Consider the following 14532-nt stretch of genomic DNA (forward strand, 5'->3'; position numbering starts at 1 on the left):
GGCGCACTTTACACGTCCCATACGCGGCAATGACAGGTCGTTGACGGGCAGCCGGCACCCCGCAGTGTTTGCCGGAACCCGGCAGAGGGGAGCGCCGGCGGCCTTCGTGGCAGGTTGTCGGAGGCTCCTTGGTGGCTGTGACTGCCCGGTGTTCAGGTGGTGACTTGTGCAGCCTAGGGTGGCTGCCCGTATTCGACCGGGCCCGAATCGGGCTGGTCGACACGTGTCAGCTCGCAGAGAGGGGTAGCAGTACATGGCTGATGACTCGCCGTACTACGCAGATGGTGCCGGGCGGAATCTGGCCAAGAAGTTCGAGATGCAGGCGTACGATCTGCGCGCTTTCCTCAAGGAGTTCGAGAGCAAGACCGGTGAAGAAGCCATCACCGACGGTTTCGGCATGCTGACCGAGTCCGAGGAAACCAACGCCGCCTATATCGGATATTCCGAGGGTGCCGTGGACGCGATCAAGTTCATCCACGAATACTTGGATCAGATCGCCGATTCACTGCGGAAAGTCAACGAGAATACCGAGGTGAACGACGAGGCCACGGCTGTTCTCTTCGGCAAGGCCGACGGAGGCAACTGATGGCCGGCGACGAGTCGGCGGCCGAGGAACTCGTCGAGCTCGGCATCGAGTTGGTCAACCCCGGCGGTCGTCCCGACGTACTGCGCGATGCGGCCAAGGCATGGCGGAAGCTGAAGAAGGATCTCGACGGTGAGGAGAGCATCCTCACCGCCCTCGAGAGGGACATCAACGACACCGTCGGGCACACCTGGCGGGGCCCTGCGGCCGAGGCGTTCAAGAAGCACTTTCACGATTTCAAGGTCGCGGTGGAGAACTCCGTCGAGGAGTTCGACGAGGTCGCCAGCGGGCTCGACGAGGCCGCCGACGCGATCGAGCAGTGCAACGACGAAATTCACCAGATCTATCTGGAGATCGGCGTCACGGCTGCCGTCGGTGTCGCAACGTCCTTCTTCTCCTTCGGCCTCACCGGGGCGGCCGCTGCCGCGAACATCACCCGGCTCGCAGCACAGGCGGTCCGCATCGCCGGGCGGCTCGGGACGCTGCTGCAGCGGATCGCTGCGATCTTCCGCAGGCTGTCGAGTCTCAACAAGGTCCAGAAGGCACTCAAGGGCCTCAAGGGCATCAAGGACTTCGCCAAGAGCAGCAAGCACCTGACGAACTTCGGCGTGAACGCCGTGGCCAATACCGCTGGAAATGTCGTGACGACCGCCGTGGCGAACGGCGGGAAGATGTCCGGCGAGGACTTCGCGAATGCCGCCTGGCAGGGAGTCGCTGCTTCCGCTTTCGGCACGGGCATCGGCATGAAGGCGGGCAGCATGGTTCAGCGACCTGCGCTGAGCGCCATCACCGAAGGAGTCACAGGCAACGTCGTGGGCGGTGTGGGCGTCGACGGAATTCGCCAATTCGCCCTCGGAGAAGATCTCTCGGTGAAGGACTACGCCTACGACGCCCTCGGTAACGCCATCGGAGGTGTGGCCGGAGGCGGCATGGTGCACGGCGCCAACCACCTTGCCGGGCCACGTCCGAGCGGTAATCCGCATGTGGCGGTCGAAGGCATCCTCGGCGGTGCCGCCCTGAGTACCGGCGGTGTGACCAAAGACAAAGTCAGGGCCTTGGAGGAAGATTTCGGATGAGATCCGGCTCGCGCGCTGTCGCGGCGTGGCTGACCCTCGCAGGTATCGGATTCGCGGCCGCGTTCGCCTTCCTGTCACAGCACTATGCGGCCCCGACGCCCCGATGGGACCTCATCGGGTGCTTCGCGGTCGCGGCGCTCGGCATCGTCGGCTGCCTCGCGACGGTACGCAGGCGGACCTTCGACGAATTCGGCGGAACGGGCCCGCGGCCCTGGTGGCCCGACCTTCGCGCCCTGTGGAAGGGAATCTTCCCGCTGGCCTGGTTCATGATCCTGGTCTATTTCGTGGGCGCTCTGATCCACGTCTCACCCGCCGCCGAGCGCATGGTCGAGGCAGGGCATGTCATCGAACAGGTCCGGGTCGACGAGGTTATCTCCACGGAACGCAAGGGGCGTGACCGCGGTTCGCGCCATTTCCGCCTCGACGTGCGCGCCTCGATCCCTTATGCCGACGGGAACACGTCGAAGGTCGCGGAATTCGACTCCCGGCAGCCCGTGAAGCCGGGCGACAAGGTCTGGGCCCTCTATGCCCCCGCGGCACCGGAGCTGGGCGTCTTCCTCGAAGAGGACCGCGCGGAGCTGGAGGAGAAGACCGGGGGGCCCGAGTCGGGCATGTCCTCTCTCGTCCTCGTACTCCTTTTCGTCCTGCTCCTCGCGGCACTCCTGTACACGTCTCCCGGATTGCCCAGGGCTTTCAGGAAGGCTCTTCGCGACGGGCGGGTCAGACGATTGCCGGTGCGGGTCGCCGCCGGCACAGTCACGCTGGCCGAGAGTCCCTCGGCGAAGGACTACAACAAGACGGGCCCCAACGACCAGCCCGAACTGAAGCCCGCTCCATGCCTCTTGCTGGCGGGCGCCACGGGTGCAGACGGTGAGCGCTTCGAGGCCGTGGTCGATCGAGGCATCGATCCGGCCGCCGCCGCCCGGGCCCTGCAGGACCGGCAGACCCGTCTCCCGGCGGCGCTCTACTGGATCGCGTCCGGCGACGGCGCCGGCGCGGGTGTGCTGGCCTCGGGAGACCACTACCTGAGATGTCGGCGAGTTACCGCTGACAACAGGGAGGTCGGCCCTCGGGCCGGTGAGCCGACCACCGCTGTTTCCGAGGGCGAGGGGCGCCGAAAGCCGCGCGAGATCCGCCGATACCCGGAGTGGAGCGCCGAACAGCACACCAGCGGCTTCGGCTGGCTGCTCTTCACCCTGGTGCTGATGGGCGTCATGGCTCTGGGTATTGGAACGATCGCGACCCTGGTCCTGGCCGTTCTCGCCTTCCTGTCGCTGCTCTTCGCCTGTTACGGGGCGTCAGCGGAACGCGGCGAGGCACTGGAGCAACTGTTGCCGGATTCCCTGAAAGAGAAACCCGAACCACAATGACCGAGCCGCAGCCGCAGACCCCCGCGAAGAACAGCTACACACCCCACCCCTATGTCGCAGGCCGCGACGCCGTCCTGCGCCTTCTGGCCGACTGGCGGGCAGAACGCTCCGGGATCCCGAGAACCGTCGCCCTCACCGGCACACCCGGAGCGGGGCGCACCCGCCTGGTGACCGGGTTCATCATGCTGTGCGACGACGAGTTCCGGCAGCGCCTCCCGCTGACCGACATGGACCCGGCCATCATCCCGCCGGACCTGCCCACTGCTCCACTGGTGCCCCGCCCGGGCCGGCTCACGGTCGAGGACTTCCCAGGGGCCCTCGCCCACCACCTCGGCCTCGCGACCCCGCCGGAAGGCCCCGCGCGCATGAGGGAACTCGGCGCCGGCCTGGCGGCCCTGAGCGAACCGGTGACGATCGTGGTGCCGGACATCGACCACGCGGACCGGCGCGCCGCCGACGGCTCGGCCCGCCTCGTGCGGGATGTACTGAGGCCGCTCGCCGCCACCGACAACGTACGGCTCCTGCTCGATCTGCCCCGGGAGCTGGTCGGCGAGCTGACGCGCGACCTGCCCGCCGACGACATTTTGGTCATCGATGTGGACGACCCGCAGTGGTGGAACGCGGACGGCCTGGCCGGGCAGGTGGAGACCGCACTCGATCCCCAACTCGGCGCGCCAGAGCTGCCGTTCACCACCGATCCCGCGGAACGCACCGCTCTCGCCGCCGCGATCACCCGCCGAGCGGGCAACAACGTCCTCGTGATGGACCTGGTCGTACGCGGCCTCTTCGCCGCCCCTGACGACTTCGCCTGTGCCACGCCCGACGACGAACAGCGGCTGCCCGTAACCGTCGGTGCAGCCCTGATGTGGCACGCCGAGCGGACCGGCACCACCCCGGAGACGCTCCACACTGCGCTGGCGCCCCTTGCTCTCACCGCCGCCGACAGTCTGCCCGAGTCGATGTGGCGACGCCTCGTCGACGCCGTGAACGACACAGGTACCGACCCAGCGGCGCTGCTCGGCACCAGCGCCCTGGAGCCGTTCGTGTCCCGTGAGGAACCGCGCGGCGCGGAGGCCCGCCTGAAGCTGGTGCACCCGGTTCTCGGCACGGAAGTGCTCTCGGTCCTGAAGAACGTCCCCGATCAACAGTCCCGTATCGCTGTGTCCCTGCTGCAGACGGTGCCGGAACAGGACTGGGCCAGGGCCGACTCCTACGTGAAGGACCATATCGCCGAGCACACTCTGCAGGCCGGCCTCCTTCCCCGACTCCTCACCGACCCGGGCCTGTTCGTCCACGCCGACCCGGTGCGTCTGCTCGCGGCGGTGTCCGCAGTGCCGGTGGAATCCCTCGGAGCGCCCGCGCACACGTACCTGCGCACGGCACCGCTGTTCATCCGCACCGGGGCACATCCTCCGCAGCGGGCGGCTCTGTTGGAGACCGCGTTCCTGCAGGACGGCCTGGACGAATTCGCCGAAGCGATTCGGCGCCTGCCCGTCGACCTGCCCTGGCAGACCCTGTGGACACTGCCGGTTCCCGGTGTCCGGGGAATCTCCTCCGGAACCCTGCTCCCGCCCGAGAACGCGGACGAATCCGGCCCCGTACAGCTCGCCAAGGCAGCCGCGGTCCTCGTCGTACCGGCAACCACCCCCGGCGCGCTCCCACTCCAGGAAGGCAGCGAGGCGGGCCTGCTGGTCCGCGACCTCAACCGCCCGGTCCCGCTCGACACGACGGACCTGACCGCGAACTCAGACCGCCTCGGGCTCACGGCCGAGGACGTACGCAGAGCTGCGCCACTGGCCTTCGACGTAGGCCCGCATGCGGTGCAGGTCTGGGACCGCAAGGACGACCGCGAGCTGACGACCTTCCACTCGGCCGAACCGATCGTCGACGCGGACATCTCCCCGGACGACGTCCTCCTGGTGGCCACGGAGAGCTGCGCAACGGCGCTGCGCGTCCGCCGTGCCCTGAGCTCGATCCTCACCTAGGCAGGACTGGAGATGAAGCCCCCAAAGGCCGGCTACGAAGCGCTGCACCAGGTTGCGGAAACGTACTTCACGGGCCGACAGCAAGTCACGGTCGACCTGCTCACCGTGCCCCTCGACCGGGTGCAACTCGCCCGTCGCTACGGTGCGCCCCTCGGCAGAGCCGCGACCGTCGACGCCGCGCAGAAGCCTTGCCGTTGTGTGTGGGGGGATCGCGACATCTTGCTGCCGCCGCGCGCCCTGGCTCCGGCCATCCGTTCGGCCCTCGGCGTCGAACTCCAGGTGATGTCCGACGCCGGCCACCTCGAGGTCGAGGAACAGCCCCAGTACCTGGCCGGGTTGGTGGATGCCGTGCACCCGTGACCAAGGGAGAAGCATTCCTCAGGCTGCGGCGCCGCGGGGCCGGCTGCCGTCTGTCTGCTCTCCGACGTACTGGAAGAGCAGTCCGTACCGGTCGATCCGCCACAGTTGGGCGAGCACGACGAGGGCGGTGCCCACGGTGAGCGGCCAGATGTCGAGGGCGGTCAGGCCCCAGGCGATCAACGCGAAGCCGAACAGGCCAGCTGCGATGAGGCAGTTGAGGATCGTCCTGTGCTCGGCGGGGACCTTCCCCTCGACGTGGAGCTGCTCGCCGTAGATGCCTCGCGCGGCCCAGCTCGTAGGGCCGACGGGGCCGAAGAGCCGCACGTTGAGCCAGAGCCAGGCGACGACGGCGGCGACGCCGGCCAGGCACCACCAGCCGAGCCACTGTCGGCTCCACACCGCGAGCTCGAAGGCCGGGATCGCGGCGAAACGGGTCCAGACGCTCCAGGGGTTGGCGTGCCGCCTCCAGGACTCGTCGGACATCCCGTGCAGGTCGGCTGCTGCCTTGATGCGGGTCATGGACATCTCCTCCTCGGGAGCAGGGCGCACTGCGGCCACGCCGGCCGATCGCGCCCAGGACTCCTCCACCGTACAGAAGTTTCAGAGATCTGTGAACACTCTGAATGATGTGGAGAGTTCGCTAGGATGGCGGCATGGGTGACTGCATGGGTGACGACGACAAGCGGCTGCGGGAGGCGGCGGAGAAGCTGGCGCTGATCCTCGCGCAGGGCGGTATGCAGAAGACCACGGCGCGGGTGATGACCTGCCTGCTGTTCAGTAGGCAGGAGACGATGACTGCCGCAGACCTGTGCGCGGTGCTGCAGATCAGCTCCGGAGCGGTGTCCGGCGCGGTGAAGCAGCTCGCGCCCAGCGGCCTCCTCGAACGCGTCCCCGCACCCGGCAGTCGCAGGGACCACTACCGCTTCCCGGACGGTGCCTGGGCCACCCTCATGTCCCAGCAGAACCAACTCCTCGCCACCATGGGGGAGGTCGCCGACCAGGGCCTCGCGGCGGCAGGGGACCCGTCCACCCCGGCGGCCCGACGGCTGACCGAGATGCGGGACTTCTACACGTTCATGCTTCGCGAACTGCCCCCGCTGATCGACCGATGGCGTACGGAGTTCACCGCGAAGCAGTCCGAGCAGGAGGCGCGGGAGGCTGGGTGAGCCAGTAAGCGCAGGTGTCCGACTCTCCGGCGTCGGAAGCGTCGCTGAGCGCACCAGTGCCGTAGGCAGTGGCGGTCGCTGCCGCCCTGGGGGGGGGGAATTCAAGGGCCTGGAACGCGAAGCCGGAAGAAGGCCGGGAAATGAACGGGCTGGAGTACGGCGAGGGCCGCTCCAACGTCACGGCCCAGAAAGCGCGAGTGCCAGTCGTCGGGGCCCGGCGGGTGGCGCCGTATGACGGCCATCGTGCTGAGATCGGCGGCCCCGCCGGGGAGGGTGCGTCCCGGACCGGGAAGGGTGCGGGGATGACGTGGCTTTCGACGACTGCGGGGTTCGCCCTCGTCCTGCTCATCCTGCGGGACGTGTTCCACACGCTCTGGCACCCCACCCGGCACGGCGGGCTCAGCAGGCTGGTGATGATGAGCCTGTGGCGGTTGTCCTCCCGCTCCGGCATCCGGCGCAGGCCCGCCGGGTGGGGCCGCTGGGCATGGTCACGGTGGTGGCGCTGTGGGCGCTGACCGTCGCGGTGGGCTGGGCGCTCGTGTACTGGCCGCACATGCCGCAGCGGTTCTCGTACGCGGCTGGCCTCGAACCGACCGAGCACGCGAGCCCGGTGGACGCGCTGTACGTCTCGCTGGTCACGCTCGGCCTGGGCGACATCGCGCCCGCCGCCGGGTGGCTGCGCGTCCTCGCGCCCATGGAGGCGCTGGTGGGCTTCGTCCTGCTGTCGGCGACCGTGGCCTGGGTGCTGGGCATCTACCCGGCGCTGGCCCGCCGCCGGGATGGCGCGAACCACCGTGTCCCGTAGCCATGGCCCGGTCCAGCAGCTGATGTGAGACAGGACACTTACGGGAACCGTATGCAGGCGCAGGTGCCCCGGCCTACAGTCCTGGCGTTTGCGGAGTTTTTACCTCCGCGCCGTTCGGCCCGGGCGTCCGCTCCGTGCACCACCTGTACGCGCATGCAGAGACAGGGCCGATTCCCCGACTCACGAGGAACCGGGAAGCACTCGCATGAGCACGTTGGAAACCTGGGTCGTCGAACTCAACGACGTCTTCTGGACGTACCTGCTGATTCCGCTCGTCGCCGTCGCCGGCGTCTGGTTCACACTGCGCTCCAAGGGCGTGCAGATCCGCCTCATCCCGGAGATGTTCCGGGTCTTCAAGGACAAGCCGCAGTCCGGTGTCAGCCCCTTCGGTGCCTTCACCATCTCCGCCGCCGCCCGGATCGGCACCGGCAACATCGCCGGCGTCGCCACCGCCATCACCATGGGCGGGCCCGGCGCCGTCTTCTGGATGTGGATGATGGCCCTGGTCGGCGGCGCCTCGGCGTTCGTCGAGTCGGTTCTGGCCCAGCTGTACAAGGTGCCCGACACCGAGCCCGGCACCTACCGCGGCGGCCCTGCCTACTACATGCAGAAGGCCCTCGGCATGCGCTGGCTGGGCGTGGTCTTCGCCGTTCTGATCACGCTGACGTTCGGGTTCGTGCTGACCGCGGTGCAGTCCAACACCATCACGGTGGCGACGAAGGGCTCCTTCGGCACGGACGCCTCCTGGTTCAACCCTCTGCTCGGCGTCGTGCTCGCCGTGCTGCTCGCGCTCGCCGTGTTCTTCGGCGTGAAGCGCCTGACGGCCGTCACCAAGGTCCTCATCCCGGTGATGGCCGGGCTCTACCTCCTGGTCGGCCTGGTCATCGTGCTCCTCAACCTCGGCAACGTGCCGGGCATGCTCGCCGACATCATCGGCGGCGCCTTCGGCTTCCGCGAGGTCGCGGGCGGCGCCGTGGGCACGGCGATCCTGCAGGGCGTGCGGCGCGGCATGTTCTCCAACGAGGCCGGCATGGGCTCCGCCCCGAACGCCGCCGCTGCCGCGGAGACCACCCACCCCGTCAAGCAGGGCCTGGTCCAGACCCTCGGCGTCTACTTCGACACCCTGGTCATCTGCACCATGACCGCCTTCGTGATCCTCTCCGCCAACCCGACCCTCGGCGAGCGCGGCGGCGCGGACGTCACCCAGTCCGCGTTCACCGGCGCGCTGGGCTCCTGGGCAGGCCACCTGCTGACCCTCGTGGTCTTCATGGTCGCCTTCAGCTCCATGATCGGTAACTACTACTACGGCGAGTCCAACATCCAGTTCATCACCCGCAGCAAGGGCGTGATGAGCTCGTACCGCGTGGTCGTCGTCGCCTGCGCCGTCCTCGGCGCCATCGGCTCGGTCCCGCTGGTCTGGAGCCTCGCGGACGTCACCATGGGTGCGATGGTCCTGGTCAACCTGATCGCGATCATCCCGCTCGGCGCGGTCGCCTTCCGCCTCCTCGACGACTACATGGCCCAGCGCCGCCAGGGCCTCGACCCGGTCTTCCGCAAGGACCAGGTGCCGGGCCTGCGCGGCGAGGTGGACTGCTGGGGCGCGGCCGACGAGGACGACCCGTCGAAGGAGCGGGCGCAGGTCGGCACACGCTGACCCGGACACGTTCCCGCGAGACCACAGCACGTGCCATCGAAGGGCGGCATCCCGACAAGGGGTGCCGCCCTTCGGCAAGCAGCCGGAAGCCCAGGTGCACGCCAGGACACGCGGCCCCGGCGCACCACCGGCCCCCGGCCCACGGCCCGCCCCGTACGCGAGTGGGGCTCACTGTTTCCCCTCGGGGTCGGCGGGGTCCGCGGGGCGGTTCTCGACCAGGACACCGTTCCCGAAGGCGACGTGATTCTTGATCCTGCGGGCCAGCGGGCTCGGGTGCGGGTAGTACCAGGCGGCGTTCTTATTGGTCTGCCCGCCTGCGGTCACGGTGTAGTAGCGGGCCAGCCCCTTCCAGAAGCACAGCGACCTGGCCCGGCTCTCGGTGAAGTGCTCACGGTGCAGCGACTCGGGTGGGAAGTAGTGGTTCCCCTCCACCACCACGGTCTTCTCGGCCGCCGCGAGCACGGTGTCGTTCCACACGGCGCGCATCATGACCGGCCACCTCCCACGCGAATCCACTAGCCCATACGACGACGCCAGAGCGCCGACGAACGATCTGACGGTGAGCGCGCTTGCACTCCGCCGCCCGAACCGGCCGCAGCCCTCAGAGCCTCCCGCAGACGCCCCGTGTCGGGAACCCCTGCCAGGCCGTCGGCGGTGCGGTACATCCGGCAGGCCAGTGACGCCGGAACTCCCGGCTCGGCGAACGGGTCGCGTCCGTTGATCAGGAACGTCGGGGAGCCGGTGAAACCGGACCGCTCGGCCTCCGCCAGGTCGCCGACGACCCGCGTGTGGAAGCCGGTTGCGGCCAGGCCGACGGCCTCCAGCGCCGCCCGCAGGCGCTCCTCGGCCGGCCGCTGGTGAGGGCAGTCCGGTACGACCAGGATCTCAATCTCCATGTCTCCAGGATCGCGCGCTTCGGCACCGGATGGCCTGCCCGGAAGACGGACTTGACCGGACGACGACGTCCTCTCTCCGCGGCCGGCGGCCGGGAGTGGGCGCCTGGCCGGGCATGTACGGGCCCGCCGCCCCGTTGTCCGTACGTATCCGCGCGACGTGAGAGGACGAGAGGCCGTGCAGATCGGGGAACTGGCGCAGCGCACCGGGGCGAGTCGGCGCTCGATTCGCTACTACGAGCAGCAGGGGCTGCTGGAGGCGCACCGTGCAGGCAACGGTTGGCGGGTGTACGAGGCGTCGGCGGTGCACCGGGTGCTGAATGTGCGGGAGTTGATCGGGGCGGGGCTGACGGTCGACGACATCCGTCAGGTGACGCCGTGCCTGGACATGAAGACCGAGGAGTTCCTGGCCTGCCAGGACGGCTCGGACGAGATCCTTGCGACGTACGAGGGGAGGCTTGCGGCCGTGGAGGCCAAGGCGGCCGAACTGGCCAGGTACCGGGCGGAGTTGGTCGAGCGGATCGCCACCCTCCGGGCCGGCCGCCCCGAGGAGCCGCTGGGTGATGTGTTGCGGGCCGAGGCGGCCACGTCGGCTTGAAGGTGACACCGGTGTCAGTGCTTAGCGTGCCGAGCCATGCGTACCGACACAGGCAGCAGCAGTGCTGCCACAGACAAGAAGTCCGGCCTGCCCGGCTGGGTGTTCGTGCTGTTCCTCGCTCTGCTGGCGACGGCCACGGACGAGTTCATCATCGCGGGAGTGCTCCCGGCGGTCGCCGCAGACCTCCAGGTGAGCGTGGCCGCGGCCGGCCAATTGGTGAGCGTGTTCGCCGTGGTGTACGCGATCGGGGCGCCGACCCTCGCGGTGGTCTGCGAACGGTGGCCGAGGCGGGCGGTGATGAGCGGCGCGCTCGCCGTGTTCGTCGCAGCCAACGTGGCCGCCGCGCTGGCGCCCGGCTACTGGTGGCTGATGGCGGCACGGGTCGCGGCGGCCCTGGGAGCCGCGGTCGTCGCCTCCGCGGCCTTCGCCACCGCTGCGGCGGGCGCCCCGGCCGGTGAACAGGGCCGGTACTTGGGCGTGGTGACCGCCGGGATGACGGCCGCGCTGTTCACCGCCGTGCCGCTCGGCTCCTGGCTGGCCGGCGCGCTGGGCTGGCGGGCCGGCTTCTGGCTGATCGCCGCCGTGGGGGCGGTGGCGATCGCCGGGCTGCGGGCCACCGCCCCCGCGGTGCCGGGAGGCGAGCCCGCCCCTCTGCGTGAACGGCTCGCGCCCTTGCGGAACGTGGCCGTGCTCCGGCTGATCGCCGTGACGTTCCTCGCGGCGAGCGGCGGGTTGATGTTCTACACCTACCTCGGCGCGTACACCGCACACCTCGCCTCCGGCTCGTACGGGCTCCTGTCGTTCCTGCTGCTCCTCGTCGGCCTCGCCGGACTGGCGGGTGCGCTGCTCGCCGGCCGGGTCACCGACAGGTGGGGTCCGCGCAGGAGCCTGCGGCTGGTGATCGGCGGGCATGCGGTGGCGCTGCTGCTCGCCGCGGTGTTGATCTACGCGCAGCTGGAGAGCGCGGTGGTGCTGTCGCTCGTCGTCGGCTGCTGGGCCCTGTTCGCCTGGGGCCTAACCCCGCCCGTACAGGGCAGCATCCTCGCCGCGGCCGAGGCGCCGGGCGCGTCCGCGGCGGACGGCGGCCCCTCCCTCGGCATGACCGCGCTCGCCCTGAACATCTCCGGCCTCTACCTCGGCACCGGCGTCGCGGCGGCGCTCGGCGGCACCGTGATCAGCGCGCTCGGCGTCCCGTACGTACCGGTGGCAGCCGCCGTCCTCATAGGCCTCTCCTTCACACTGACCCCGGGCGGACCGTCACGGCGGAACCTTCGCTGAGAACGCTCGAAGTCCGCTGCGAGCAGCACCACCGCACAGTCCACGGTGGCAAGGCCCACCGGTATGCGCATGACGCGCGACGCCGGCGTGCCCCTCAGGCGCGTGCCGCGGTGAAGAACTCGGAGAGTACGCGGGCGATCAGAGCGGGTTCGTTCTCCGTGGGGATGTGATCCGCGTCCGGGATGCGGACGAGTGTGGTGCAGGGAATCTCCGAGGCGAACCGCTGGGCGTACTCGACCCTTTCGTGGAGGTCGTCTTCGCCCCAGACCAGCAGCTTGGGCGCGGTGGAACGCTGCAGCGCGGGAACGAGGTCGAGGGTGTAGCGGTTGTCGGCCGCACTGGCCAGGGCCGTCCAGGAACGGCGGACGCGTTCATCCGTCCACGGATCCACGTAGTCCGCGATCAGCGCCTCGGTGGCGGCGCCGGACAGCACCCTCGTGACGGCCTGGCGGCGGTTGGCGAGCACGTCCTCGGTGGCACCCGGTTCCTGGAACCGGGCCACGTGGGGCGCGGGCCAGGAGTCGTAGAGGACCGAGTTGACCAAGGCCAGCCGGGACACCTCCAACTTCCTGTGGGCGAGCAGATGTTGGGCGATGGCGCCGCCGATGTCATGGGCCCCCAGGGCGATCGGCCCGGTCAGTTTCAGAGCTGATGCGAAGCGTGTCACCCAGTCCGCAAGGGCGGGGACCGTGGCGGTTTGCGGGGTGAGTTCGCCGCCCGAGCGCCCCAGTCCGGGAAGGTCGACAGCGATGGGCCGCAGCCCCGCGTCGGCGAGCAGGTCGAGGACAGGCAGCCAGACCCGGCTCCAGTACGTTCCGTGCAGCAGCAATACGGGTGGACCGTCCTGATCCACGGTCAGGTAGCTGGCCGATTCGCCGTCGACCTCGACTGCGGTCCTCAGTACGTTCATTCCGGCGGTTTCACTCATAGGACCACTGTCACCCGCCGCAACCTTCGAACCGAGAGTCTGCAAAGACATCCATGGGTATATTCCTGCCATGGACCTCCATCGGGTGGTGGCCCTGCTCACCCCGCCGCAGTCGCCTTTCGAACTCGCCTGTGCCAGCGAGGTGTTCGGCACCGTCCCGCAGGACGAGCAGGCCCGCTACAGCTTCCAGGTCTGCGCGGAGCACCCCGGCCCCCTGCAGACCACCGCCGGCTACGCGATGCTCGTCGACGCCGGGATCGAGGCCCTACAGGAAGCGGACACCGTGGTCGTCCCCGCCCGTCAGCCGCCCGACGCGCCGGTCCCGTCGCGCGTCACCGATGCGCTGCGTGCTGCTCACCGGCGTGGAACGCGGATCGTCGCCATCTGCACGGGCGCCTTCGTCCTTGCGCAGGCCGGACTGCTCGACGGCCGCCGGGCCACCACCCACTGGCGCCGCGCCGCCCAACTCGCCGCTGCCTTCCCCGAGGTGACGGTGGATGAGGACGTGCTGTACGTGGATCACGGCGACGTGGCGACCAGTGCCGGAACCGGCGCCGGTATCGACCTGTGCCTGCATCTCGTACGCTCCGACCACGGCGCGGCGTACGCCGCCCAGATCGCCCGGTACATGGTGCTGCCGCCACACCGCGAGGGAAGTCAACTCCAGTACGCCGCACAGCCCGCACCGGCCAAGGCGGACGAATCCCTGGCACCGCTCCTGGAGTGGGCCGCCTCCCGCCTCGACGCCCGGCTGACCCTCGACGAGCTCGCCGAACGAGCCGGGCTGTCCAGCCGCACCCTCGCCCGACGGTTCACCGAACAGCTCGGCACCAGCCCAGGCCAGTGGCTGCTCCGCCAACGCCTCGACGCCGCACGGGCGCTGCTGGAGCAGACCGACCTGCCGGTCGAAGCCATCGCCGGCCGCGTCGGACTCATCTCGGCAGTCAACCTGCGCCGCCGCTTCCGCGCACACCTCGGCACAACCCCCGGCGCCTACCGGCGGACCTTCGGCGACCCCCGGTAAGCCGGACGCGCACGTCGTGCAAGTCGGCAACGCGCTGCAAGCCGGCACGTCGACCAACACGGTGTACGTGGCGAAGGCGGGCTGCGGGCCCCGCTGCGAGGGCGGAGGCGGCCTCGTGCGCCTCGGTGTTCTTGCCGTACCGGGTGGCGGGGGCCCTGTGTTCGTTCGTCGGCGGTGTCAGCGGGCGTCGGCGGGCGGGTCCTCGCCATTCGACGGTCCGGTCCGGTCGGCGCTCTTCGACACGGACCGCGCGATCTCGAAGGTGAGGGCCGCCACGAGGGCATAGGCGAGGGACGCGCCCCAGGCGCTCATCGTGCTGTCCGAGTCCTTGGTGGGGAACCAGAACTCGGCCGTCGGGCCGTCGGCGACGAACGTCACGAGGGCCGCGACGGCGAGCCCCGAGAACCCGAGCGCGGGAATGCTGCAGACCAGCATCAATTTCCATCGTCGCTTCACGACACCTCCCGTAGGTAGGGCCGTATGGTACGGCCGGGGACGGGTCGGCCGAGGAGTCGGGGGCGTGGAGGCAGGCCGTGGGCGGGGTGAGTCCGCAGGCGTCGAGGCAGAACGGCCGCAGGTCGTCCTCGAAGTCGACGTGGAGTCACGCGCAGCCCCCTCGCGGGCCGCCGGGCGGCCTCGGTGACGAGAGCGGCGCCGACGCCGGAGCGGGCCTGCCAGAAGCACGCTAGATGCATCCAACTCCGACGGGGGTCTCCCGTCGCGGTCACGCAAGGGATGTCACTGGCCCCCTCCTTCCTCGAACCGGCGGGTCAACGTGACATCGTGCTTCACGGTTCGACGCGCCCTGAACG

General features: G+C 69.6%; 16 protein-coding genes. 11 read left to right on the forward strand and 5 right to left on the reverse strand.

Annotation, left to right across the window (positions count from 1 at the left end):
• Positions 1–253: 253 nt before the first annotated feature.
• The 5 genes from ACIDOF_RS29005 to ACIDOF_RS29025 are packed head-to-tail and all read left to right on the forward strand — an operon-like array spanning position 254 to position 5374.
• Positions 254–586 (forward strand): hypothetical protein, encoded by a 333-nt coding sequence (locus tag ACIDOF_RS29005; RefSeq protein ID WP_409009099.1) that lies wholly within the window; start codon positions 254–256, stop codon positions 584–586.
• A complete protein-coding gene (locus tag ACIDOF_RS29010) occupies positions 586–1659 on the forward strand; it encodes a WXG100 family type VII secretion target (protein WP_409009100.1) in 1074 nt (357 codons plus the stop codon). The genes ACIDOF_RS29005 and ACIDOF_RS29010 overlap by 1 nt, the downstream gene beginning before the upstream one ends.
• Entirely contained in the window at positions 1656–3029 is a 1374-nt protein-coding gene (locus tag ACIDOF_RS29015; RefSeq protein ID WP_409009101.1) for a hypothetical protein, read from the forward strand. The genes ACIDOF_RS29010 and ACIDOF_RS29015 overlap by 4 nt, the downstream gene beginning before the upstream one ends.
• Positions 3026–5014 (forward strand): ATP-binding protein, encoded by a 1989-nt coding sequence (locus ACIDOF_RS29020; protein WP_409009102.1) that lies wholly within the window; start codon positions 3026–3028, stop codon positions 5012–5014. The genes ACIDOF_RS29015 and ACIDOF_RS29020 overlap by 4 nt, the downstream gene beginning before the upstream one ends.
• Before the next feature lie 12 nt (positions 5015–5026).
• Positions 5027–5374: an alpha/beta fold hydrolase gene (locus ACIDOF_RS29025; RefSeq protein WP_409009103.1), complete on the forward strand. Its 348-nt coding sequence runs from the start codon at positions 5027–5029 to the stop codon at positions 5372–5374.
• An 18-nt stretch (positions 5375–5392) separates the two neighbouring features.
• Here ACIDOF_RS29025 and ACIDOF_RS29030 read toward each other — a convergent pair whose 3' ends face one another.
• On the reverse strand, positions 5393–5893 hold the full coding sequence (locus tag ACIDOF_RS29030; protein ID WP_409009104.1) for a DUF6653 family protein: 501 nt from the start codon (positions 5891–5893) through the stop codon (positions 5393–5395).
• Between the two features lie 134 nt (positions 5894–6027).
• Here ACIDOF_RS29030 and ACIDOF_RS29035 point away from each other — a divergent pair, with 134 nt between their 5' ends.
• The 3 genes from ACIDOF_RS29035 to ACIDOF_RS29045 all read left to right on the forward strand — a co-directional run bounded on the left by ACIDOF_RS29035 (position 6028) and on the right by ACIDOF_RS29045 (position 8999).
• Positions 6028–6540 (forward strand): GbsR/MarR family transcriptional regulator, encoded by a 513-nt coding sequence (locus ACIDOF_RS29035; protein WP_409009105.1) that lies wholly within the window; start codon positions 6028–6030, stop codon positions 6538–6540.
• Between the two features lie 424 nt (positions 6541–6964).
• Complete coding sequence (locus ACIDOF_RS29040; RefSeq protein WP_409009106.1) at positions 6965–7345, forward strand: ion channel; 381 nt, start codon at positions 6965–6967, stop codon at positions 7343–7345.
• Between the two features lie 205 nt (positions 7346–7550).
• Positions 7551–8999, forward strand: coding sequence for an alanine/glycine:cation symporter family protein (locus tag ACIDOF_RS29045; protein ID WP_409009107.1), 1449 nt, complete (start codon positions 7551–7553; stop codon positions 8997–8999).
• A gap of 168 nt (positions 9000–9167) precedes the next feature.
• Here ACIDOF_RS29045 and ACIDOF_RS29050 read toward each other — a convergent pair whose 3' ends face one another.
• Positions 9168–9488 carry a DUF427 domain-containing protein gene (locus ACIDOF_RS29050; protein ID WP_409009108.1) on the reverse strand — a complete coding sequence of 107 codons (321 nt, stop codon included), beginning with the start codon at positions 9486–9488 and terminating at the stop codon, positions 9168–9170.
• 26 nt (positions 9489–9514) lie between these two features.
• Positions 9515–9895, reverse strand: coding sequence for a DsbA family protein (locus tag ACIDOF_RS29055; RefSeq protein WP_409009109.1), 381 nt, complete (start codon positions 9893–9895; stop codon positions 9515–9517).
• A gap of 175 nt (positions 9896–10070) precedes the next feature.
• Between ACIDOF_RS29055 and ACIDOF_RS29060 the strand changes: the two genes are divergently transcribed.
• Together ACIDOF_RS29060 and ACIDOF_RS29065 are read left to right on the forward strand one after the other, a co-directional pair.
• Complete coding sequence (locus ACIDOF_RS29060) at positions 10071–10490, forward strand: MerR family transcriptional regulator (RefSeq protein WP_409009110.1); 420 nt, start codon at positions 10071–10073, stop codon at positions 10488–10490.
• A gap of 36 nt (positions 10491–10526) precedes the next feature.
• Positions 10527–11768: an MFS transporter gene (locus tag ACIDOF_RS29065; protein ID WP_409009111.1), complete on the forward strand. Its 1242-nt coding sequence runs from the start codon at positions 10527–10529 to the stop codon at positions 11766–11768.
• Positions 11769–11862: 94 nt separating this feature from the next.
• Here the strand turns inward: ACIDOF_RS29065 and ACIDOF_RS29070 are convergent, their stop codons facing one another.
• Complete coding sequence (locus tag ACIDOF_RS29070; protein WP_409009112.1) at positions 11863–12747, reverse strand: alpha/beta fold hydrolase; 885 nt, start codon at positions 12745–12747, stop codon at positions 11863–11865.
• A 19-nt stretch (positions 12748–12766) separates the two neighbouring features.
• On the opposite strand from ACIDOF_RS29070, the gene ACIDOF_RS29075 reads away from it, so the two are divergent.
• Positions 12767–13720, forward strand: coding sequence for a GlxA family transcriptional regulator (locus tag ACIDOF_RS29075; RefSeq protein ID WP_409009113.1), 954 nt, complete (start codon positions 12767–12769; stop codon positions 13718–13720).
• A gap of 177 nt (positions 13721–13897) precedes the next feature.
• On the opposite strand, the gene ACIDOF_RS29080 is transcribed toward ACIDOF_RS29075, so the two are convergent.
• Positions 13898–14176 carry a hypothetical protein gene (locus tag ACIDOF_RS29080; RefSeq protein ID WP_409009114.1) on the reverse strand — a complete coding sequence of 93 codons (279 nt, stop codon included), beginning with the start codon at positions 14174–14176 and terminating at the stop codon, positions 13898–13900.
• Positions 14177–14532 lie beyond the last annotated feature (356 nt).

The organism is Streptomyces sp. Da 82-17 (assembly GCF_046098215.1).
In the GTDB taxonomy this organism is placed as follows: Bacteria; Actinomycetota; Actinomycetes; order Streptomycetales; family Streptomycetaceae; genus Streptomyces.